Below are 21,242 nucleotides of genomic sequence, written 5' to 3'. Positions count from 1 at the left end.
CGAGACTACCGGGAAGGTCCGACGGTGAGACCAGCACCGACCCCAGGCACGTATCCGGTCCGCTTCGGCACCGCCGAACTGCTCCAGGACGCCGACCGCCCCGACGCCTGGCTGATCTCGGTCGACGGTGTGGCCCAGTCGCACGTCAATCTCGACGATCCCACGGATCTCGAGTTCGACTACATCCGCCGGATCGCCGACGTCGTCGACTGTCTCGGCGAAGGCCCGCTCGACGCGCTGCACGTCGGCGGGGCGGCCTGCACGCTGCCCCGCTACATCGCCGCGGCGCGGCCGCGGTCACGGCAACTGGTCTTCGACGCCGACGGTGAACTCGTCGCGCTCGTCCGCGAGCAACTGGGCCTGAAGGGGCTGAAGGTCCGTGTCGGCGACGGCCGCGAAGGCGTCTCCGGCAGGTACAACGCTTCGGCCGACCTGGTCATCGTGGACGCTTTCGAACGCGGAGTCCTGGCCGGTGGGCTCGCGACCGTCGAGTTCACGAGCGAGATCGCGCGGGTCCTCCGCCCGGCCGGGACCTACGTCGCCAACGTCTCCGACGGGCCGAACCTGCCGTTCCTCCGCCGCTTCCTGGCGACACTGGCGAGTTCCTTCCCCCACCTGGCCCTGCTCGCGGAACCGGGCGTTCTCCGGGGCCGCCGGTTCGGGAACATCGTGGTCGCCGCTTCTCGCGTCGAACTCCCGGTCACGGACCTGACCCGCCGAGCCGCGTCGTCCGCCTACCCGGCTCGCTGCGTCGCGGGAGAAGACCTCCGGACGCTTCAGGGGACGGCCCGCCCCATCACGGATGCGGAGGCCCTACCGTCCCCAGTACCGCCGAAGGATGTGTTCGGGATCTTCTAGAACCCGCACGCGGTCACCCAAGCGACCAACCGTGGGGTCCGGGGGCGGAGCCCCGCCGGGCGGGCCTGGGGTCGCACCCCCAAAATAAGGCGGATCCCGCGCACCCGTCAGAGCTTGCTTATCCTTGCTGCCTTCCGGCCCTGGGGAGGTTCACAAGATGGACGCCGCGCGGGATCCGGGGACCAGTGTAGTCACTCCCGTCCATGCATGGAGGACAGTGGGGGGTATGAGCACTCCGACCTGGGCAGATGTCCGCAAGGCCGCCGAGGCCGTCCACCCGTTCGTGCGACACACGCCGCTGCTGCGCGCCGAGGTCGACGGGCGGCCGCTGATCCTCAAGCTGGAGCATCTGCAGCGAAGCGGATCGTTCAAACTGCGGGGCGCGGTGAACGCGCTGGTGAGCGGGCCGTTGCCGGAGCGCGTGCTGACGGCTTCCGGCGGCAACCACGGACTGGGCGTGGCGACGGCGGCTTCGCTGCTGAATCTGCCTGCGACGGTGTACGTGCCGGAGTCGGCTCCGCAGGCGAAGACGGCTCGGATCGAGGCGACGGGCGCCAAGCTGATCCGTCACGGAGCGACGTACGCGGAGGCGGCCGCGAAGGCGCTCGAAGCCGCCTCAGAGCCGGGTACGCGGTACCTGCACGCGTACGACGATCCCGCCGTCGTCGCCGGTCAGGGCACCGTGGCGGCCGAAGTGGTCCAGGACGCCCCGGACGTCGACGCGTTCCTGGTCGCGGTCGGCGGTGGCGGGCTGGTCGCGGGGACGTCGCTGGCCGGGGTGCCGACGTTCGCCGTCGAGCCGGAGCGATGCCGTGCGCTCAGCGCGGCGTTGGAGGCGGGCGAGCCCGTGGACGTGGAGATCGACTCGGTGGCCGCGTCCGCGCTGGGCGCGACCAGGATCGGGAGCGTCCCGTTCACCGTGCTCCGCGAGCGGGTGACGTCCGTGCTGGTCAGCGACGCGGAACTGCTCGCCGCGCGGGACCGGCTGTGGGACGAGTTCCGCCTCGCCGTCGAACCGGCGGCCGCGGTCCCGTTCGCCGCGTGGCTGGCGGGGCGGACCGAGGGCGAGCTGCCCTGCGTCGTCCTGTGCGGTGCTAACAGTGACTGGACGCCCTGAGCACGACCCGGAACTCCGTCCGCCCCGGACGGCTGGCGACCCCGACCTGCCCGCCGTGCGCGGCGACGACGGCCGCGACGATGGCGAGGCCCAGACCCGTGCTGCCGGCGGCCCGCGATCGCGAGTCGTCGCCGCGGGCGAAACGTTCGAAGACCTCCGGGAGGATCTCCGGCGGGATCCCCGGTCCACCGTCGACAATGGACAGTGTCACCGTCGAGTCCACTATGGACAAAGCGGTGGCGACCTCTGTCCCCGCCGGGGTGTGCGTACGCGCGTTGCCGAGCAGGTTGATCACCACCTGGTGCAGCTGATCCGCGTCGCCGAGGACGATGATCGGCTCCGGCGGGACCTCCAGCAGCCATTTGTGCTCCGGCCCGGCGACGTGCGCGTCGGCGACGGCGTCCGCGACCAGCCGGGAGAGATCGACCGGCTGGTGCACCACCGGACGACCGGAGTCGAGCCTGGCCAGCAGCAGCAGATCCTCGACCAGGCCGGTCATCCTGGTCGACTCCGACTCGACCCGGCCCATCGCGAACGCGATGTCCGGCGGCACCTCGGAGCCGGAGCGCCGGGTGAGTTCCGCGTAGCCGCGGATGGCCGCGAGCGGCGTCCGGAGTTCGTGGCTGGCGTCCGCGACGAACCGGCGCACCCGGCTTTCACTGGCCTGGCGGGCGGAAAGCGCGTTCGAGATGTGGCCGAGCATGCGATTGAGCGCGAAGCCGACCTTCCCGACCTCGGTCCGCGGATCGGTGTCCACTTCGGACACTCGCTCGGACAGGGCGACCTCGCCGCGGTCGAGCGGGAGCTCGGCGACCCTGGTCGCGGTGGCGGCCAGTCGATCGAGGGGTTTCATGGTGCGCCGCACGGTCACCGCGCCGAGCGCGCCCGCCAGCAGGACGCCGCCGACGGCGACCCCGCCGAAGATGAAACCCAGGTTCCACAAGGTGTCCGTGACGTCCTTTGTGGGCAGTCCGGTGATCGCGACACCGCCGTTGGACGACGGCTTGGCCACCACGCGGTACTCCCCGAGTGATCCGAGGTCCACGTCGGTGGGCTTGTCGGTGGGCGTCGACCGCAACAGGGCCGAGAGCTGGGCCGGGCCGATCGGGTCGTGGGGGAACGGGTCGGCGACCTTCGCGTCGTAGCTGGACCGCAGCACCGCCGCGACCACCCGCCCGTCCGGGAGGATGTTCACGAACAACGAACCGGTGCTCTGGCCGTACGCGCGCAAGCCTTCCGGCACCCGTTCCCCGCCAGGGCGCCCCGGCGGCGGCGGACGGCTGGCGCGTTCGCTGGTCTCGGCGATCCGCGCGTCGAGCTGGTCGATCAGGAAGTCCCGCAGCGCCAGTTCGGTCACCACGCCCACCACCAGGCAGACGAGCGCGAGCAGCCCCGCGACCTGCGCGATCAGCCGCCGCCGCAGGGACCAGGGCCGCCTACCCCGCGGGTTTGAGGACATACCCGGCGCCGCGCATCGTGTGGATCATCGGTTCCCTGTCGGCGTCGATCTTCTTGCGGAGGTAGGAAATGTACAGCTCGACGATATTGGCCTGGCCGCCGAAGTCGTAGCTCCAGACGCGGTCGAGGATCTGCGCCTTGGACAGCACGCGCTTGGGATTGCGCATGAGATAACGCAGCAGTTCGAACTCGGTCGCGGTCAGCGGCACCAGGTCGCCGCCGCGGTGCACTTCGCGGCTGTCCTCATCCAGGGTCAGGTCCCCGACGACCAACATCGATCCGCGCGGCCCGGCGACGCCGCCCGCGCGCCGGAGCAGCGCGCGCAGCCGCAACGCGACCTCCTCCAGGCTGAACGGTTTGGTGACGTAGTCGTCGCCGCCCGCGGTGAGCCCGGCGATCCGGTCCTCCACCGCGTCCTTCGCGGTCAGGAACAGCACCGGCAGGTTCGGCACCTCGGAACGCAGGCGCCGCAACACTTCCAGGCCGCTCATATCCGGCAGCATGACGTCCAGCACCACCGCGTCCGGCCGGAACTCCCGCGCGACGCGGACGGCCTCGGTGCCGTCGGCGGCGGTGCGGATGTCCCAGCCCTCCATGCGGAGCGCCATCGACACGAGTTCGGACAGGGTCGCCTCGTCGTCGACGACCAGCACCCGCACGGGGCTGCCGTCGGCACGGCGCAGGCCGGCCTTCGCGGAACCGGACGATGGGACGTTCACACTGGTCATGCTGCCATCCTGGGCGGCGGCGATGAGGCTTCTCTGTGTGCCGCCTGTGCGTTTCCTGTGAACGATCACCCTGCCGGGGCGGAATCACAGCGCGTGCCCACCGATGGCACAGCTCCCGCACAGCGACGGCGCCGAGCATGGCCGCAACCGACCACACGGAGGCGACCAGATGACCGAACCGACCCAACCCGCCGATTGGGGCGCGCCCGCCCCGGAAGGCGAGCACAAGAAGACCTGGTCGGGCCGCAAGACCGCGATCGCGGCCGGGGTGGCGGTGGTGATCGCCGCCGGTGGCGGGGCCGCGATCTGGGCCGGGACCGCCGCGAACGGCGCCGAACAGGCCGGGATGATGGGCGGCCCCGACGGCGGCCGGGTGCTCATGGGCCCTGGCGGCGGCATGCCGCGCGACGCGCTGCACGGCGACTTCGTCGTCTCCGACGGCAAGGGCGGCTACAGCACCGAACGGATGCAGACCGGCGAGATCACCGAGATCAGCGCGACGTCCGTCAGCCTGACCAGCAAGGACGGCTACAAACAGGTCTACACGATCGACGCGTCGACGAAGAAGACCGGTGATCCCAAGACCGGCGAGACGGTGACGGTGAACGCCAAGGTCACCGGCGACACCGCGACGGTGACGAGTATCGGCAAGCCCGCGCAGAACCAGCGCGGCGGGCCGCCCGGCCAGCGGCGCTACTGAGCCACGACGGCGAGCAACGCGGTGGCCGTTTCGGCGGGTTCCTGTCCGGAGGTGTCGAGGACGACGCGATCGCCGCCGGAGCGCCGCATCCGGGCCGCCTCGGCGACCGCGCGCGCGGCCACCCGGTCCCGTACGCCGGGTGGCGCGCCGCGTAGCTCGTCGCCTGCCAGCAACGCGGACTCGCCTTCGGCCCGGCGCCGGACTCGCTCGGTGAGCGCCGGTTCGTCCGCGTCGAGGTGGACGACGGTGACCGCGTCGAAGACCCGCCGGTGCTCCGGGCGGAATTCCCGGGCCACGACGATCAACCGCTTCGCCCCGGCGTCGCGATAGCCGCGCCAGACCGCCGACAGGTGTGCCGCCTCCAGCGCCGGATCCGGGCCGGGGTGCGCGAACCCGAATTGGGCGAGATCGACGTACGCGACGGGCAGGTCGCGCCCCCACAGGTCCCGCAGCGCGCTGAACGCGGCCGTCGACTTGCCGACCGCCGTCGGGCCGGTCACCACGGTCACCGGTCCGGGCTGCGGCTGTCCGGGGTCCGGCGGCCGAACACTCCCGGCGTCCACGACGCAGCGGTGGAACAGCGCTTCCACGGTGTCCTCGGGTCGTTGCCCGGTCGTGTCCAGCTCCTCGCCGAAACCGGCGCGGTCGTAGGCGTCCGCCACCGCGAAGAGGTCGGGCAAGGCCGCGGCGGGTGAGCCACGCCCGAGGAACCGGCTCCGGAGTTCGTCGCGATCACACGTCAGGCGGACGAGCGTGAGGTCGAGGTCGCGGCTCTCGATGTACGGCTTCGCCGGATCCACCACACCGGACACGACGAGTTGCGCGGCACCCCGCGCGCGCAGGATTTCCAGTACCCGCAGCAGGTTGGCCGCCTTGATCGCGTGCGCGGCGTCCCCGCCGCCGGGCGGCGGGCCGATCAGCCCGAGCTGGTCGATGTCGACGTACGCGACGTTGCCGCCGGCTTCCACGACCCGGCGGTACAAACCCCAGGCCGTGGTGGATTTCCCGGCACCTGGCGCGCCTGTCGTCCAGAGCACGGGCGTCTTCGCGGTCCCCATGGCTTTCGATCTTAGGAACCCCTGTCCAGCGAAATAGGGCAGAGTTGAGCGCGTGCGGGACATCAGTGGTTCGCTGGCGAGACAGGCCTGGGCGGTCGCGGCCGTCTGCCTGGTCGCCGACGCCGGCCTGTTCCTCATCGCCGGACCGCCGCTCTCGCTCGGCTGGCAGGCGTGGGTGGTGCTGCTGGGCGGAATCCTCGCGAACGTCGCGCTCGCCGGGCCTTCACGGTATTCCGGCTGGGTTTCGGCCGCGCACGGCGTGCTGCTCACCGCCGCACCGCTCCTGCTGTACCCGTACGACCGCTACTTGCAGGCCACCAACGCGGGCGTGCTGATCGCGGGTTACCGCGCGGGCGCTTGGCTTTCGGCCAAACCGGCGCTGGCCGCGCTGGCGGTGATGCTCGCCGGGCTCGTCGCCTGCAACCTCATCCCGGCCGACCGGGACGACCGGGACTGGCGGCTCCTGCTCATCGAAGTCGGTGTGAGCGGCCTGCTGCCGTGGATGGTCGGCCGCTACACGACCGCGCGGCGCGCGTACATCGCCGATCTCCAGCGCGTGGAGGAACAACGGCGACAGCACGAAGCCGAAGCGGTCCGCCGTGCCGTCGCCGAGGAACGCACGACGATCGCCCGCGACCTGCACGACGTGATCTCCCACCATGTCAGCGCGATCGGCGTGCACGCGGGCGCCGCGCGGCTCGGGCTGCCGGAGGGCGGACCTGCCGTCCGGCGTTCGCTCTCGGCGGTCGAATCGTCGAGCCGGGCCGCGATGGCCGATCTGCGGCGTCTGCTGGATCTGTTGCACGGCAAGGAGAACGGTGACGCGCAACGGCAGCCGGGGCTGGACAACCTCGACGAGCTGCTCGACAACCTCCGCACCGCCGGGCTGCCGGCGCGGCTGACGAGCCACGGCGGGCCGAGGGAGCTCCCGGGTTCGGTGGACATCGCGTTGTACCGCATCGCGCAGGAGGCGCTGACGAACGCGCTCCGGCACGGCTCCGGCGGGATCGTCGAGATCGACCTCGCCTACCGGCAGACGGAGGTGATCCTCACGATCACGAACGAGATCGGCCACGCGAACGCGGCGGCCGAGTCGACGAAACGCGGGCTCGCCGGGATCCGGCAGCGGGTCGCGTTGTTCGGCGGACAGGCGGAGTGCGGCCCGCTCGACGACGGCAGGAGCTGGCGGGTCCGCGTCGGTTTTCCTTTGGAGGCACAGTGATCCGGGTTCTGCTCGCCGACGACCACGCGATGTTCCGGTCCGGGATGCGCGCGGTGCTGGACACCCAGGCGGACTTCGAATGCGTCGGCGAGGCCGCCGACGGACGCGAGGCCGTCGCCCACGCGGCCGAGCTGCGCCCGGACGTCGCCGTGCTCGACGTCCGGATGCCCAAATTGGACGGTCTGGCCGCGACCGAGGCGATCATGTCCGCGCCGGGAAACGACACCCGCGTCCTCGTGCTGACGACCTACGACTCCGACGAGTACGTCTATCGCGCGCTTCGGGCCGGTGCGAGCGGGTTCCTGCTGAAGAGCCTCGCCCCCGAAGAGCTCGTCTCCGCCATGCGGGTGGCCGCGCGCGGCGACGCGCTGATCGACCCGACGGTGACCCGGCGGCTGGTCTCGACCTTCGCCACCAGCATCGAACCCGCGGCCGCCGAACCGGCGGAACTGGAACGGCTCACTTCCCGCGAACGCGAAGTCCTCCTCCTCGTCGCCGACGCCTCCAGCAACGCGGAGATCGCCGCGCATCTGCACGTGGGCGAAGAGACGGTGAAGACCCACGTCTCCCGGATCCTGGCGAAGCTCGGGCTGCGGGACAGGGTGCACGCCGTCGTCTACGCCTACCGGAACGGTCTCGTCGGCGGACGGTGATCGGTTCGCCGGACAGGGCTCCCGGTGCCAGAATCGCCGCAGGGCACGTCGAGGCGGGGAGCTGTGCATGAAACGCTGGGTCACGCTGACGGTCGGGCTGGTCTTCCTGCTGGTCGGCGGCGTCTGGGTGCTCCAGGGCGCCGGCGTGCTGACCGGCAGCTTCATGACCGGTCAGAAACTGTGGTTCCTGATCGGGCTCATCGCGTTCCTGGTCGGGGTGGTGCTGCTGGCCGCCACCGCCCGCCGCACGCGCCGGGCACCCACTGACGACTAGCCCGCGCGTTCACCGGCCGTGACACGCGTGTTTGAAAACGTGACTCACGTGCTTGGAGACGTGACTCGCGTGCTTGGGCGGCGAACACGCGTGATCGAAGGCGTGACTCGCGGCATCAGGTGAGCTTGAAGATCGGGTAGCCGGGCGCGATCTCCAGCAGCTTCTCGTCGGACGCCTTCGCGTCGACACCGTCGAAGAACACACCGACCTCGAACTTCCAGCGCTTGAGGTACGCGCGCAGGATTTCGGGCTTCTCGGCGTCGGCGAGTTCGGTGTAGGTGAACGTCTCGGTGCGGCGCCCGACGGTGAGCTGTCCTTCCCCGGCGACGCGCAGGTTCCGCACCCACTGCGTGACACCGCGCGGCGCGACCAGGTAGCGCTCCCCGTCCAGCTTCAGCAGGTTGACCGGCACCGAGCGCAGTTCGCCGCTCTTGCGGCCGCGGACCGAAAGCACCCGGCTGCCCAGGACGCTGACGCCCAGCCTCGTCAGCTTCAGCACGAATTCGTTGAACGCGCTGGTCGCCTTGGCGGGCTTGAGGTAGCGGGGCGTGCTGGCGGTGGCCATCTCGTCTCCTCGAAGTCGGCGAGAGCAGTGCTCTCTGTTAAGAGCAGTGAACACCAGAGCAGTGCATCATGTCAAGAGCGGTGCTCTCGTTTAGGTGCGATGCTCTATGGTGAGAGCATGGCCGCCACTCAGACCGCGCGGGAACGCGCCCGCGCCGAGCTCACCCGCGAGATCAAGGACGAAGCCCGCCGCCAGCTCGCCGAAGTGGGCGCGCTCGGTCTCTCGCTCCGCGCGGTGGCGCGGGAGCTGGGCATGGTCTCGTCGGCGCTCTACCGGTACTTCTCCAGCCGCGAGGAGCTGCTGACCGCCCTGATCGTCGACGCCTACAACGCCGTCGGCGAAGCCGCGGAGGCAGCCGATGACCCGAAGAAGACCTCACTGGAGCGATGGGAGTCGATCTGGCACGCGGTCCGCGCCTGGGCGAAGGCGCACCCGCACGAGTACGCGCTGATCTACGGCTCGCCGATCCCCGGCTACCAAGCCCCGCAGGACACCGTCGCTCCCGCCGGCCGAGTGGCGTTCGCACTGGTCGCCGTCCTGCGTGACGCGAACCTCCGCGTCGAGACCGAGGTCGGCGAGATGCCCGTCGCGCTCCTGCACCAGCTCGGCGCCCTCACTGGGATCCTCAAGATCAACCTGGCCCCGGAGACGGCTTCCCGGCTGATCATGGCCTGGACCCAGCTGTTCGGGATGATCAACTTCGAGCTGTTCGGCCAGTACGTCGGCTCGGTGGACCCCGCGGACGACTTCTTCGCGCACGGGATCCGTCAGATGGCCGAGTTCACCGGGATCAAGATGACCGGCTGAGCGCGGTCCACGACCTCATCAGCAGCTGGACGGCGTCCACCACGTCCTCGTCCCCGGTCCCTTCGGGGCTGAGGAAGCGCTGCAACAGGAGGCCGTCCTCGAGCGCGTGCAGGATCAGCGCGAGAAAGGCCGGGTCTGCGGGCGGTTCCACGCCCCGCGCCGCGAGTTCGGTCCGGACCGAGGTCTCCAGCAGCGCCCTTGTCGACTTCTCGCCTTCGCCGACCAGCGGGCGCGCGTCGGGATTCCGCAGCGCGTAAAGGGCCAGCTCGGTGCGCAGGGTCAGCCAGCCGGCGAGGTGCTCGGCGCGCTCGACGTTCCACGCGCGCAACCGGTCCATCATCTCGGCGAAGGAGCCGACGCCCTCCCGCAGCGCCGCGACCTCCTCGGCCTCGCGCTGGGTCCGGCGGCGCAGCAGTTCGACGACCAGCTCGTGCTTGCCGTCGAAGTTGCCGTAGAAGGCGCCTCGGGTGAATCCGGCCCGTTCGGCGATCTGTTCGACGGACGTGCCGTTGACCCCTCGTTCGGAGAACAGCTCGGCGGCCGCCGCGAGCAGGCGCTGTCTGGTCTGCTCGCGGCTTTCTTCCCGCGTCAAGCGTTTCGCCGTCACATGGCGATCTTAGAGTTCGGTGTCCGCCTTCCGGCCGGTCAGCCACACCCCGCCCGCGAGGACGGCGGCGGCGGCCACGACGGCCAGTGCGGTGAGCGACCACAACGCCTGGCTCGCCAGGAACGCGGCGACGGCGCCGAAGAGAACGGCGACGAGGAGCAACGGCGTGGTCCGGACGGCTGTGGCGGCGGGGACGGTGGCCATGGGAGCTTTCCCTTCGGGGTGGGGCGCGGAACACTCGGTTTTCGCGGAGGGGACCGCGCCCGGTCGGTGGCCTTACGCCGAGCAGGGCACGGATCACCCTTCCGGGCGAGGTATCGGCGTGGCGGCTAGCGTCACGCCGGGAACGACTTCGAGGGAAAGGCGGCTCGCGGTGGAGAAGTGGGCGGAGCAGGTCGGCAGGATCCGGGTCATCGGAACCGGGGTGATGGGCCGGGGCATCGTCCAGCTCGCCGTGACGGCGGGGCTCGAGGTCGAGCTCGCCGACGCCCGGCCCGACGCGGTCGGCGAGGCCATCGAGCACGTCGGCGCGATGCTCGGCAAGCTCGCGTCGAAGGGCAAGATCACCGAGGAAGCCGCCGAGTCGGCGAGGGGCAGGCTGATCGCGGCCGAGGGCCCGCTGGCCCCCGCCGAGGGCGTCGACCTCGTCATCGAGGCGGTGCGCGAGGACCTGGAGATCAAACGCACGCTGTTCGCCGAGCTGGAACGCGTGTGCGGGCCGGACACCGTGTTCGCCACCAACACCAGCTCGCTTTCGGTGACCGAGATCGGGGCCGCGCTGACCGATCCCGGCCGGTTGCTCGGCCTCCACTTCTTCAACCCGGTCCCGCTGATGCGGCTGGTCGAGGTCGTGCCCGGCGCGCGGACCGCCGCCTGGCTGCCCCCCGCCGTGACCGAACTCGTCCGCGGCTGGGGACACGAACCCGTCCTCGCCCGCGACGCGCCGGGCTTCCTGGTCAACCACGCCGGTCGCGGGCTGGGCACCGAAGCGCTGCAGATCCTCGCCGAAGGGATCGCGAGCCCGGCCGAGGTGGACCGCGTCGCCCGTGACGTGCTCGGCCTGAAACTCGGCCCGTTCGAACTGCTCGACCTCACCGGTCTCGACGTCTCGCACGCCGTGCTCGAAAGCATCTGGAGCGGTTTCCACGGCGAACCGCGGCTGCGGCCGTCGTGGCTGACGCGTCCGCGCGTCGCCGCCGGGCTGTTCGGCCGCAAGAACGGCGAAGGCTTCTACTCCTATGTCGACGGACAGCAGCAGGTCGAGCCGGAACCGGCCGCGCCGGTAGCCCCGGCCACTCCGGTGTGGGTCGACGACGAACGGCTCGGCACGCTGCTCTCGTCGGCGGGCATCCAGGTCGTGCACTCCGCCTACCCGGACACGGTCCTGATCGTCAGCCCGATCGGTACGTCCACTGTGGACGCCGCACGCGCGGCGGGCCTCCCGGCGGAACGGGTCGTCGGCGTCGACCCGCTCGGCGGCTACGGGAAACGCCTGACGCTTTCGGTCCACCCCGCGCTCGACCCGGCCGCCGGCCGCACCGCATGGGGCGCGCTCGCCGCGACCGGCCTGCCGGTGACCGTGGTCCGCGACGGTCCCGCGCCGATCGCGCAGCGGTTGCTGGCGTCGATCGTCAACACCGCCTGCTTCATCGCCGGGCAGCGGCTCGCGACACCGGAGGACATCGACATCGCCGTCCGGCTCGGCCTCGGCTACCCGCGCGGACCGCTGGCCTGGGGCGACGAGGCGGGCGCGGATCTCGTGCTGCGGGTCCTGCGCGGACTCGTCGCGAGCACCGGCGACCAGCGCTACCGGCCGAGCGCCTGGCTCACCGAACGCGTCGCGCTCGGCCTGCCCCTCACCTCGACCGGAACCTCACCGGCCGACCTCCTCCCCTGAGACCTCTACGCGCGTGAAGGCCCCCTTCCCCTTGGGTCAGCCCAAGGGGAAGGGGGCCTTCACGCGCGATCACCGCTTACCAGGGGCGGTCGGTCACCGCGCCGGTGGAGGAGTTCCAGAACACGTAGCCGCCCTGGAAGTTGTTCTGCCGTCCACCGGTGGCCGCCATCTCGTCGGTGGTCGGGTAGCGCAGGTACGAACGCTCCCAGCCGAGCGAGGCCCAGCGCTTGCGGATCTCACCCCACACACCGTGCGCGTCGGTCGCCGACGTCCAGTAGATGGAACCACCCTTGGTGAAGTGGTTGTAGCGGCCGACGCCGTCCGGCGTGCTTGTCTCGTCGGTGGTCGGGTAGCCCATCGGTCCGCGTTCCCAGTCGAGCGCGGCCCATCGGGCGCGGATCCGTCCCTGGATCGCCTTCACGTCCGTCTGCGCCGTCCAGTAGATGGACGCGGCCTTGCTGAAGTGGTTGTAGCGGCCGACGCCGTCCGGCGTGCCCATCTCGTCGGTGGCCGGGTAGCCCATCGGTCCGCGCTCCCAGTCGAGCGCGGCCCACTTCTGCCGGATCCTGCCGTAGATCGCGTTCGCCCCGGTTTCGCCGGTGTAGTAGATCGACGCCTGGATGATGCCGGGCCAAGCCGGGAAGTGGTTGTACCGGCCGACACCGTCCGGAGTGGACCGTTCGTCGGTCGCGGGCGGGCCGAACTTCGCGTGCCCGCCCGCGGCGAGGTACTTCTTCAGGATCTCGCCCTCGATTTGCTGCACGCCCGTGTCCTTCGACCAGTACAGCCGTCCGCGCTCGTAGGTGCGGAAGCGGACCGTGCCGTCGACTGCCTCCGGCGCGGTCGGCGCGCCGAGTCGTTGCGCCAGCGCGGGTTCGTCGCGGTAGCGCTTGTCGATCGGGGTGATGTAGTTCGCCGTGATCGTCTGGTCGGCGGCGCCCATGGTGATGCTGGTCAGCCGCTCGGTGGCCCCGGTGGACCAGCCGGTGAAGGTCGACGCGCCGTCCGAAGCGACTTCGGCCGCCTGGATCTCCACGGTCGCGCCTTCGACCACCATCGCCGAAGCGGCCCCGCCTTCCGGCGTGATGCCCAGCGCCGCGGCGACGTTGCCGATCAGGGTCAGCCGGTGTTCCCGAGGCTTCGCGACGTAGGTCTTCGAGACCGTGACTCCGGAGCTGTCGGTCGCCGACGCGGTGAACTCCAGGTTGGAGTCCGTGTGGTCGGTGAACGGCATGGCGAACTGGGGGCCGGTGCCGCTCTCGGCCGGATGCGCGTGGCAGACCGCGTTCTCCGGGCAGTGCCGGACCAGCGTGGTCCAGGTGACCGGGAGGTCTCCGTCCTCGGTGTCGGTGACGGTCGCGCCGATCTTGACCTCCTCGCCGACCGCGAACAGGCTGCCGCCTGGGTCGGTCATGGTCAGCTTCGGCGAGTGGTTCCCGGGTGCCACGGCGACGTCCGTGCTCCCGGACGCCTGCAGTCCGTCCTTCACGGTCAGTTTGGCGGTGAATTTCTCGGTCCCGGCCGCGTAGGTGTGGCTGACCTTCGCCCCGGTACCGGTGGTGCCGTCGCCGAAGTCCCACGCGTAGGTCAGCTGGTCACCGTCGAAGTCGTACGAACCGCTGCCGTCGAAGGAGACCGTGCGGGTTTCGGGGTTCGTCTCGGAAGTGGCGACCGCGACCGGCGCCTTGTTCCCGGTGGTGTAGCTGAGCCGTCGCAGCAGGCCGGTGTAGATGTCCGCGTAGACGATGTCGCCGTTGGCCGCGGCCTGGAACTTGACGGGCCCGCCGATACCGGTGAACTTCGGCGGCGTTTCCTGCGGGCGGACGACCCGGCCCTGCGTGTCGTACTTGGCCGTCCACAGCTTCTGGGTGGCGTAGTCGCCGAAGAAGTACGCGCCCCGGTATTCCTCCGGGTACGACTCTCCGTTGTAGACGATGCCGCCGGTGACGCTGTTGCCGTTGTCGGGGCCCTGGCCGTGCGGGACCACCAGCATCGGCGGGGTGTTCACGGCCGAAGCGCACTGCGGCATCGCGGAGAAACCGTCGGTCGGCTGGTTTCCCTCGAAGCACGGCCAACCGTGGTTCGCGCCCTTCTGGACGAAGTTGACTTCTTCCCAGGTGCCCCAGCCGACGTCGCCGACCACCGGCAGACCGGTGGTCGCGTCGAGGCTGAACCGGAACGGGCTGCGGAAACCGCTGGCGAACACCTTGGAGCGCATCGAGGTCGGGCTCGCGGCGAGGTAGTACGGGTTGTCCGGCACACCGGCGCCGTCGGTGGTGATGTGGAAGATCTTGCCGAAGATCTTGTCGACGTCGTACACGTTGAACGCGAACGGGTCCGCCGCGCCCTGGAAGCGGGCGCTGTCGCCGGTCGAGACCCACACCGTGCCGTCGGGGGCGGCCACGACACCGGTGATGCCGTGGACGTCGGTGTTGCCGGGGCCTTCGATCAGGATCTTCTCGCCGGTCAAACCGGTCGGCTCCGTGGTGCCGGACACCGTCCAGCTCGACGCCCGCAGGAGGAAGCCGCCACCGGCCTGGCTCACCGCGCGCGCTGTGTAGATCTTGCGCGAGGTGGCGAAGTCGGGCGCGATCGCGATACCGGTCAGGCCCAGGTCGCCGGAGGTCCGGACGTCGGTCAGGTTCGCGATCTCCCGGATCTGCCCGGTGGTGGACACCCAGGCGACCTTGCCCGCCTTCCCCGTGGTCAGGATCGAGCCGTCGGGCAGGTAGGCGAAGTCGGTCAGGTCGTACGGAGCCTGCCCGCTCTGCTGGTCGCGCAGGACGAAGCCGGACGGCAACAGCGGCGCCGCGGACGCCGAAGTGGTCGTCAACGGCACCAGCAAGGTCGCCAGCAGCACCGTCACGACGGCGTGACAGAGCGCACGGAATCTCGAAGGCATGCAAGGGCCCCTTTCCCCAGTCGAACGTCTCATCGACGGAGCCCACGTGGGCATTTCACACTTTCGAGTGGCTTGACCGAACTGTGATCACCACCGTCGGTCGATCACCTGGCCCGTGGTCCGGTTCCAGGTGACGTAGCCGCCCTGGAAGCTGTTCTGCCGTCCGATGTGGATGCCGAACTCGTCCGTCGTCGGGTAACGCAGGTACGACCGCTCCCAGCCGAGCGCGGCCCAGCGCTGCCGGATCGCCCCATAGACGGCGTGCGAGTCGGTGGCCATCGTCCAGTAGATCGAGCCGGCCTTCGTGAAGTGGTTGTACCGGCCGACGCCGTCGGGGGTGCTCGTCTCGTCGGTGGCCGGGTACCCCATCGGTCCGCGCTCCCAGTCCAGCGCCTCCCACCGGACGCGGATACGGCCCCAGATCGCGCGCGCGTCCGTCTGCGGGGTGTAGTAGATCGACGCCTTCTTGCTGAAGTGGTTGTAGCGGGCGACGCCGTCCGGGGTGCCCATCTCGTCGGTGGCCGGGTATCCCATCGGCCCGAGCTCCCAGCCGAGCGCCGCCCACTTGACCCGGATCCGCCCGTACACCGCGTGCGCGCCGGTCGACGGGGTCCAGTAGATCGACGACCGCATCGGGCCAGGCCGGTGCGGGAAGTGGTTGTACCGGCCGACGCCGTCCGGCGTGGCGGTCTCGTCGGTCGCGGGCGGCCCGAACATCCGGTGCCCGCCCAGCGCGAGGTACCTCGCCAGGATCTGGCCCTCCATCTGCTTCACACCGGTCTCGGCGCTCCAGTAGAGCCTGCCGTTCGTGTACGGCCGGTAGCGCACGGGCCCGTCGGTGACCTCCGGCCCGATGGGCACGCCGAGCCGTTGCCGCAGCGCGGGTTCCGCCTGGTAGCGCCGGTCGATCGGGGTGAGGTAGTTCGCGGTCAGGGTCAGGTCGCCCGCTGGGGCGGTGACGGTCACCGTGCGCGTGGTCCGCCCGTCGGACCAGTTCGCGAATGTCGAAACGCCGTCCGCGGCGACCTCCTCCGCCACGACCTCGAACGTCGCGCCCTCGGTCACCATCGCGGTGTTGACCCCGCCCTCCGCCGGGATGCTCAGCGCCGCGGGGACGGTGGAGGTCAGGGTCAACCGGTGCTCGCGTGGCATCGCGACGTAGGTCCTGCTCGCCGTCACCCCGGCGCGGTCGGTCACCGTCGCGGTGATCTCGACGCGGGAGTCCTGGTGATCGGTGAAGGGCACGGTGAAAACCGGCCCGCCGCCCGGCGAACCGGGATGCGCGTGGCAGGTCGCCTCCTCCGGGCAATGGCGGATCAGCGTGGTCCACGCGACCGGCAGCGCACCGTCCTCGGCGTCGGTGGCCATCACCTCGGCGACGACCGGTTCCCCGACGGCGAACGTCCGCGAACCGGGATCCGTCATCGCGAGTTCCGGCGAATGGTTGCCCGGCACCACGACGACGTCGGCGCTCGCGGACGCGCCGAGCCGATCGGTGACGGTGAGGCGCGCTGTCGCCCGTTCGACCTCGGCGCCGTAGGAATGGGTCACGCGGACACCGGTCCGGCTCGTGCCGTCGCCGAAATCCCAGTGGTACGTCAGCGGATCGCCGTCGAAATCGTAGGAACCGGCGCCGTCGAAGGTCACCGTCCTCGTCGACGGCTCGGCACTCGACGCCGCCACCGCGACCGGATCCGCGTTCGTCCCCGGATAGCTGAGCCGACGCAGGTTCCCGGTGTGGATGTCGGCGAAGACGATGTCGCCGTTGGCCGCGGCCGCGAACTTGACCGGCCCGCCGACGCCGGTGAACTTCGGCGGCCGCTCGGGCGCGCGGACGAGCCTGCCCTGGCTGTCGTACGTCATCGTCCAGATCTTCTGCGTGACGTAATCCCCGAAGAAGAACGCGCCTCGGTATTCGTCCGGATAGGACGATCCACTGTAGACGATCCCCGCGGTGACGCTGTTCCCTTCGTCGGCACCGGAACCGTGGTGGTACGCGGTGACCGGCGGCGTGTTGACCACTCCCGCGCAACCCGCGAGGCCGGAATACCCCGGTGTCGGGGCGTTTCCTTCCCAGCAGGGCCAGGCGTGGTTCGCCCCCGGCCGCACGACGTCCACCTCTTCCCAGGTGTTCCAGCCGACGTCACCGACGACCGGCAGGCCGAGCCGCGGATCGAGGGAGAACCGGAACGGACTGCGGTAGCCGCTGGAGAAGACCTTGGAACGAGTGGCGTCCGGCGCGGCGGCTGAGTAGTACGGGTTGCCGGGGACGCCGGCGCCGTCCGGGGTGACGTGCAGGATCTTGCCGTAGAGCTGATCGAGGTCGAGCGAGCGCAGCGCACCGGGATCCACCCGGGTGAAGTCGGCGGCGTCGCCGATGGAGATCCACAAAGTCCCGTCGGGTGCCGCGACGAGCCCGCTGATGCCGTGGACGTCGTGGAACCCGGGAAGGTCGACGAGCACTCGTTCGTTCGCGAGACCCGTGGGGACGTCCGTGCCGGTCACCGTCCAGCGCGCCACCCGCATGGTGAACGCGCCGCCGCCCGTGTCGAACGACCACGTGAGGTAGATCTGGCGCGAGGTGGCGAAATCCGGCGCGACGGCCAGTCCGACGAGACCGAGGTCCCCGTCGTCGTGGACGGGAAGGTTCGCGATCGTCCGCGCCGGACCGGCGGCGGGCACCCAGGCGAGCTTGCCGCTCTTGCCGGTGCTGAGTACCGAACCGTCCGGCAGATAAGCGAAATCGGTCAGGTCGAACGCGGCTTGACCGCTCGGCTGGTCACGCAGGACGAAGCCGGAAGGCAGGGAGGGCGCCGCGGTCGCTTCCGGCGCGCCCACCCAGCCCGGGAGAAGAAGGATTGAAACCGACAGTGCGACAAGTACGCGAGTGAGTGCCCTGCTCGGCTTCATCGGCGCTTCCCCATTTCCGGCGTGTCATGACACGTCGCCGGAGGCGGGTAAGTCATTGCCCTCAGGGGCTTTCGTTTATGTCAAAGCAATCGAACCGAAATGATCGTCACGCGGTGGAGCGGTCAGGCCACGACCTGTACGACGCCACCCTTCTGCAGCATCGTGAAGTACTTCTGCGAAGCCGCGGCGGACAGGTGGATGCAGCCGTGCGAGTACACCGAGAGGCTGCCGGTGTGGAACGCGATACCCGGCAGGAAGAACACGGAGTTCGGCATCGGCGCGTCGAAGGCCTTCGAGTGGTAGTTCTTGACCTTCGCCGAAACGTGGAAGACACCCGTCGGCGTCGCGTACCCCTTCTTGCCGGGCAGCTGCTTGACCGGGCCGTAGATGACCTTGCCGTCCTGCAGCAGCCACGTCTTCAGCGCGGAGAGGTCCACGCAGGCACTCACACCCGGCGAGGCCAGCGCGGCCTTGCAGGGAATGTCGGCGGCGTTCGGGGCGGGCTTGGGCGCCGGCTTCGGCGTGGGTTTCGGCGTGGGTTTCGGCGTGGGTTTCGGCGTCGGCTTGGGCTTCGAAGACGTCGGCTTCGGCGTGGAACTGGAGCTGCTCGGCGTCGGCGTCGGCGAAGACGTGGCAGGCACGGACGTGGTCGTGGTCGTGGTCGTGGTCCCGCCCGCCGGGTCGCCCTGAGCGACGGCCCCGCCGCCGGGCGCGCCGCCGCCCGTGCCGCCGGAGCACGCGGTCAACGCCAGCGCGGTGGCCAGTGCGGTCACCCCAACCAGGAACTTCTTCACGACCCGTACCCCCGTTTGCCCGTGGTCCGTCTGACATGGGTAAAGACGGAGCTCACCCGTCCGGGGTTGTTGATCGGAAGGTCACGATCGCGTCTCAGGGCACGCGGCCGACGACCCGCGCGTACATCCGGCCCGGATTGGCGCCTTCGTCCAGATATCCGGGCAGCGGCGGCAGCTCCCGCGCGAACCCGGCCAGCCTGCCGAACAGTTCGTTCGCGTCCACGGGACGCCGTTCCGGGTCCTTCTCCAAGAGGTCCGCGAGCAGGTCGTTCAGTCCACGCGGGACACCGTCCACGTCGGCCGGACTCTCCTTGACCTGTTTCTCGAACACCGCGTACGCCGTGGGCCCGGTGAACAGCTGCCTGCCGGTCAGCATTTCGTGCAGTACGCAGCCCAGCGCGTACAGGTCGCTGCGCGGTCCGGCGATTCCCCGCTGGATCTGCTCGGGCGCCATGTACGCGGGGGTGCCCAGGATCTGCCCGGCGCGGGTGAACTGGGCGACGTCGGTCTCGCGCAGCATCGCGAGGCCGAAGTCGAGCACCTTCACGCTGCCGTCGGGGCACAGCATCAGGTTGGTGGGTTTGAGATCGCGGTGGCAGATGGACAACGCGTGCGCGGCGGACAGCACGGCGCAGGCCTGCGCGGCGATCGCGGCCGCCCACGGCACCGGCAGCGGGCCGTGTTCGGCGGCGAGATCGGCGACGGTCACGCCTTCGATGAACTGCATGACCTGGTACAACCGCTCGTCGTAGGTGCCGAAGTCGTACAGCGTCGGCGCGCCCGCGTGTTCCAGGGTCGCGAGGATCCGCGCCTCGCGGATGAACCGCTGTTCGAGTTCGGCGTCGGGACCACCGGGAAGGCCGAGGAACTTCACCGCCACGCGGCGGCCGAGGTGCCGGTCGTGGCCGGCGTAGACCGCGCCCATCCCACCCCTGCCGAGCGGCAGCTCGTCGAGTTCGTAACGGTCCGCGATCAGCACCTAGTTCTCCGGCTTGAGCTGGCCCTCAGTCAGTCCCGTCAAGCCTAGCCTCACCAGCTCCAGGCCCGATTCCGCCGCCTCGCGCAGGGCGGCCTCGAAGGCGGCGAGCCGGGTGAACGCCTCCCCGTGGGCGCGCTGCGCTTCGATCGGCAGGCGCGGGATCCGGGTGCGCTTGAGGTCGATCCTGGTCGAGGAGGTCGGGGCGATCTGCCCCGCCGCGCGCAGGCAGCCGGCGAGGAACGCGGCGTCCAGCCGTTCGGGATCGGTGCGGTACTTCGACATCGTCGGCTCGGCCGCGACCGTCTCTCCACTGTGGACATGAGCGGGCGCGGAGGGCGACGCGACGACGTCGCCTTCTTCCACCGATTCCGGCACGGTGAGCACGCCGGACTTCAGCAGCTCGCCGATCGTGACGAACGAGGGCTTCTCGTCGGAGACCGCCAGCGACGGCAGCTCCGGCCGGATTCCCTCGAAATACCTTCGGACTTCCAAGAAGGCTTCACCCGCGTGTTCGTCCCGATCCTGATACCGCGCGGGGGAAAGGTCGATCTCCTCGTCGAGCAGATCGATGATCCGCACCGCGCCCGGCACCTCGGCGCCGCACAGGTGCTCCCGCCACTGTTCCTCCACAGTGGACGGATCGGCCAGCAGGAGCACCCTGGACGGCGGCCGCTCCCCGGGCTCCGGCCGCCGCAGCAGCCAGAGATCCGCCCCGCCGACCGTGACCACGGCACGCAAAGCCCCGGCCCGCAACAAATTCCCGCGGATCCGCCGTCCGGTGCGGCGTCCGGCGGCGGCGGGCGGCATGCGGATCGCGACCAGCCCGCCGGGTTTCACATGCGCGAGACAGTGCTGCACCCAGGCCAGTTCCGGCTCGCCGCGCGGCGGCTGGCCGTACACCCAGCGTGGGTCGCCGACGAGTTCGTCGTAGCCCCATTCCCGTTCGTTGAACGGCGGATCGCAGACGACGGTGTCCGCGAGAACCCCCTCGTAGGAGTCCATCGACAGGGCGTCCGCCCCGTACATCTCCATGTCCGCGCCCGCGAGCAGCAGCCGGTGCGCCGCGATGCACGAGGTCGCCGGATCGTCGACCTGGCCGAGCAGCCGGGTTCCGCCGGAGGCGAGCAGCAGCGTCCCGAGGCCGCACGCGGGGTCGAGCACCACGCCGGGTGCGGGACCGATGAGCCGGGACATCAACGCGGCCACCGGCCCCGCGGTGACGGACAGCTGCCGGGAGTGCGCCTCGACGTAGCGATCGCACAGGAACTCGTAGGCCTCGCGCGCGCCTCGCTCGGCGGCGAACCGGTCCAGCAGTTCGAGCAGCTCGGCGTCGTCGTAACGCGGCGAAAAGGTCCACGCATGCCGCCGCGAAAGGTACGACCCCACCCTGCCGACCCGGTCGCCGAGCGCCAGGTCGTCGCCGAGGTTCCGCAGCCGCTGCCAGATCCGGTCCCCGAGCGAGATCTCGACCGGCTTCCCCCGCTCACGCAGCCACTTTTCAACGGCGACCAGGGAAAAGAAGGGGCTCGACGCCGTCCCGCCGACAGGCGGCGGAAAATCGCCGTAACGTCGACGCCAGTTGCTGACGGCGGCGCGGCCGACGCCGGCGATCCGCGCGATGTCCGCCGCGGTTACGGTGGCTTGCTCCTCCATCGCCGCATCGTAACCGACAGCCGACTATTCCAACCCTTTGTTTGTGAACTCAGTACACAA

The 21,242-nt window shown here is 70.4% G+C and carries 19 protein-coding genes and 1 other RNA gene; 8 read left to right on the top strand and 12 right to left on the bottom strand.

Features of this window, described 5'->3' with window-relative positions; all coding sequences use genetic code 11:
- The first annotated feature begins 24 nt into the window (after positions 1-24).
- Positions 25-858 carry a spermidine synthase gene (locus AC0685_RS04765; protein WP_478224304.1) on the top strand — a complete coding sequence of 278 codons (834 nt, stop codon included), beginning with the start codon at positions 25-27 and terminating at the stop codon, positions 856-858.
- An 84-nt stretch (positions 859-942) separates the two neighbouring features.
- Here the strand turns inward: AC0685_RS04765 and ffs are convergent.
- Positions 943-1,039: signal recognition particle sRNA small type (gene ffs, locus AC0685_RS04760), an RNA gene on the bottom strand.
- 45 nt (positions 1,040-1,084) lie between these two features.
- On the opposite strand from ffs, the gene AC0685_RS04755 reads away from it, so the two are divergent.
- On the top strand, positions 1,085-1,975 hold the full coding sequence (locus tag AC0685_RS04755) for a serine/threonine dehydratase (protein ID WP_478224303.1): 891 nt from the start codon (positions 1,085-1,087) through the stop codon (positions 1,973-1,975).
- Here AC0685_RS04755 and AC0685_RS04750 read toward each other — a convergent pair.
- Positions 1,953-3,434, bottom strand: a complete 1,482-nt coding sequence (locus tag AC0685_RS04750; protein ID WP_478224302.1) for a sensor histidine kinase — start codon at positions 3,432-3,434, stop codon at positions 1,953-1,955. The genes AC0685_RS04755 and AC0685_RS04750 overlap by 23 nt on opposite strands.
- Positions 3,412-4,161 (bottom strand): response regulator transcription factor, encoded by a 750-nt coding sequence (locus tag AC0685_RS04745; RefSeq protein WP_478224301.1) that lies wholly within the window; start codon positions 4,159-4,161, stop codon positions 3,412-3,414. The genes AC0685_RS04750 and AC0685_RS04745 overlap by 23 nt, the downstream gene beginning before the upstream one ends.
- 169 nt (positions 4,162-4,330) lie before the next feature.
- Between AC0685_RS04745 and AC0685_RS04740 the strand changes: the two genes are divergently transcribed.
- Positions 4,331-4,861, top strand: coding sequence for a hypothetical protein (locus AC0685_RS04740; protein ID WP_478224300.1), 531 nt, complete (start codon positions 4,331-4,333; stop codon positions 4,859-4,861).
- On the opposite strand, the gene AC0685_RS04735 is transcribed toward AC0685_RS04740, so the two are convergent.
- On the bottom strand, positions 4,855-5,919 hold the full coding sequence (locus tag AC0685_RS04735) for an AAA family ATPase (RefSeq protein WP_478224299.1): 1,065 nt from the start codon (positions 5,917-5,919) through the stop codon (positions 4,855-4,857). The two genes, AC0685_RS04740 and AC0685_RS04735, sit on opposite strands and share 7 nt — an antisense overlap.
- A 52-nt stretch (positions 5,920-5,971) precedes the next feature.
- On the opposite strand from AC0685_RS04735, the gene AC0685_RS04730 reads away from it, so the two are divergent.
- The 3 genes from AC0685_RS04730 (at position 5,972) to AC0685_RS04720 (ending at position 8,068) form a co-directional block, all read left to right on the top strand.
- Complete coding sequence (locus tag AC0685_RS04730; RefSeq protein ID WP_478224298.1) at positions 5,972-7,141, top strand: sensor histidine kinase; 1,170 nt, start codon at positions 5,972-5,974, stop codon at positions 7,139-7,141.
- Positions 7,138-7,794: a response regulator gene (locus AC0685_RS04725; protein WP_478224297.1), complete on the top strand. Its 657-nt coding sequence runs from the start codon at positions 7,138-7,140 to the stop codon at positions 7,792-7,794. Before AC0685_RS04730 ends, AC0685_RS04725 begins: the two co-directional genes overlap by 4 nt.
- Positions 7,795-7,861: 67 nt before the next feature.
- Positions 7,862-8,068 (top strand): hypothetical protein, encoded by a 207-nt coding sequence (locus tag AC0685_RS04720; protein WP_478224296.1) that lies wholly within the window; start codon positions 7,862-7,864, stop codon positions 8,066-8,068.
- Positions 8,069-8,183: 115 nt separating this feature from the next.
- On the opposite strand, the gene AC0685_RS04715 is transcribed toward AC0685_RS04720, so the two are convergent.
- Positions 8,184-8,633, bottom strand: a complete 450-nt coding sequence (locus AC0685_RS04715; RefSeq protein ID WP_478224295.1) for a nitroreductase family deazaflavin-dependent oxidoreductase — start codon at positions 8,631-8,633, stop codon at positions 8,184-8,186.
- Positions 8,634-8,750: 117 nt separating this feature from the next.
- On the opposite strand from AC0685_RS04715, the gene AC0685_RS04710 reads away from it, so the two are divergent.
- Complete coding sequence (locus AC0685_RS04710) at positions 8,751-9,440, top strand: TetR/AcrR family transcriptional regulator (RefSeq protein ID WP_478224294.1); 690 nt, start codon at positions 8,751-8,753, stop codon at positions 9,438-9,440.
- On the opposite strand, the gene AC0685_RS04705 is transcribed toward AC0685_RS04710, so the two are convergent.
- A complete protein-coding gene (locus tag AC0685_RS04705; protein WP_034314557.1) occupies positions 9,424-10,047 on the bottom strand; it encodes a TetR/AcrR family transcriptional regulator in 624 nt (207 codons plus the stop codon). The two genes, AC0685_RS04710 and AC0685_RS04705, sit on opposite strands and share 17 nt — an antisense overlap.
- Positions 10,048-10,056: 9 nt before the next feature.
- Positions 10,057-10,251, bottom strand: coding sequence for a hypothetical protein (locus tag AC0685_RS04700; protein WP_478224293.1), 195 nt, complete (start codon positions 10,249-10,251; stop codon positions 10,057-10,059).
- A gap of 169 nt (positions 10,252-10,420) precedes the next feature.
- Between AC0685_RS04700 and AC0685_RS04695 the strand changes: the two genes are divergently transcribed.
- Positions 10,421-11,944: a 3-hydroxyacyl-CoA dehydrogenase gene (locus AC0685_RS04695; protein WP_478224465.1), complete on the top strand. Its 1,524-nt coding sequence runs from the start codon at positions 10,421-10,423 to the stop codon at positions 11,942-11,944.
- A 76-nt stretch (positions 11,945-12,020) separates the two neighbouring features.
- Here AC0685_RS04695 and AC0685_RS04690 read toward each other — a convergent pair whose 3' ends face one another.
- From AC0685_RS04690 to AC0685_RS04670, 5 genes are all read right to left on the bottom strand, one after another.
- Positions 12,021-14,846, bottom strand: a complete 2,826-nt coding sequence (locus tag AC0685_RS04690; RefSeq protein ID WP_478224292.1) for a PQQ-dependent sugar dehydrogenase — start codon at positions 14,844-14,846, stop codon at positions 12,021-12,023.
- Positions 14,847-14,933: 87 nt separating this feature from the next.
- The gene (locus tag AC0685_RS04685) at positions 14,934-17,756 is read right to left on the bottom strand and encodes a PQQ-dependent sugar dehydrogenase (RefSeq protein ID WP_478224291.1); all 2,823 of its coding nucleotides are present in this window, start codon (positions 17,754-17,756) and stop codon (positions 14,934-14,936) included.
- A 122-nt stretch (positions 17,757-17,878) separates the two neighbouring features.
- Entirely contained in the window at positions 17,879-18,550 is a 672-nt protein-coding gene (locus tag AC0685_RS04680; protein WP_478224290.1) for a L,D-transpeptidase, read from the bottom strand.
- Between the two features lie 94 nt (positions 18,551-18,644).
- The gene (locus tag AC0685_RS04675; protein WP_478224289.1) at positions 18,645-19,529 is read right to left on the bottom strand and encodes a serine/threonine-protein kinase; all 885 of its coding nucleotides are present in this window, start codon (positions 19,527-19,529) and stop codon (positions 18,645-18,647) included.
- Positions 19,530-21,182, bottom strand: coding sequence for an N-6 DNA methylase (locus tag AC0685_RS04670; protein WP_478224288.1), 1,653 nt, complete (start codon positions 21,180-21,182; stop codon positions 19,530-19,532).
- Positions 21,183-21,242: the final 60 nt, after the last annotated feature.

The sequence above is a fragment of the Amycolatopsis sp. NPDC043889 genome, assembly GCF_056435645.1.
The sequence above is the reverse complement of the archived record's forward strand: the minus strand, read 5'-3'. Positions and strand labels throughout refer to the sequence as shown.

Coding starts and splice junctions, on each gene's coding strand:
- AC0685_RS04700 (WP_478224293.1), bottom strand. CDS start 10,251: ATGGCCACCGTCCCCGCCGCCACAGCCGTCCGGACCACGCCGTTGCTC.
- AC0685_RS04750 (WP_478224302.1), bottom strand. CDS start 3,434: ATGTCCTCAAACCCGCGGGGTAGGCGGCCCTGGTCCCTGCGGCGGCGG.
- AC0685_RS04745 (WP_478224301.1), bottom strand. CDS start 4,161: ATGACCAGTGTGAACGTCCCATCGTCCGGTTCCGCGAAGGCCGGCCTG.
- AC0685_RS04720 (WP_478224296.1), top strand. CDS start 7,862: ATGAAACGCTGGGTCACGCTGACGGTCGGGCTGGTCTTCCTGCTGGTC.
- AC0685_RS04710 (WP_478224294.1), top strand. CDS start 8,751: ATGGCCGCCACTCAGACCGCGCGGGAACGCGCCCGCGCCGAGCTCACC.
- AC0685_RS04670 (WP_478224288.1), bottom strand. CDS start 21,182: ATGGAGGAGCAAGCCACCGTAACCGCGGCGGACATCGCGCGGATCGCC.
- AC0685_RS04715 (WP_478224295.1), bottom strand. CDS start 8,633: ATGGCCACCGCCAGCACGCCCCGCTACCTCAAGCCCGCCAAGGCGACC.
- AC0685_RS04755 (WP_478224303.1), top strand. CDS start 1,085: ATGAGCACTCCGACCTGGGCAGATGTCCGCAAGGCCGCCGAGGCCGTC.
- AC0685_RS04740 (WP_478224300.1), top strand. CDS start 4,331: ATGACCGAACCGACCCAACCCGCCGATTGGGGCGCGCCCGCCCCGGAA.
- AC0685_RS04735 (WP_478224299.1), bottom strand. CDS start 5,919: ATGGGGACCGCGAAGACGCCCGTGCTCTGGACGACAGGCGCGCCAGGT.
- AC0685_RS04690 (WP_478224292.1), bottom strand. CDS start 14,846: ATGCCTTCGAGATTCCGTGCGCTCTGTCACGCCGTCGTGACGGTGCTG.
- AC0685_RS04685 (WP_478224291.1), bottom strand. CDS start 17,756: ATGAAGCCGAGCAGGGCACTCACTCGCGTACTTGTCGCACTGTCGGTT.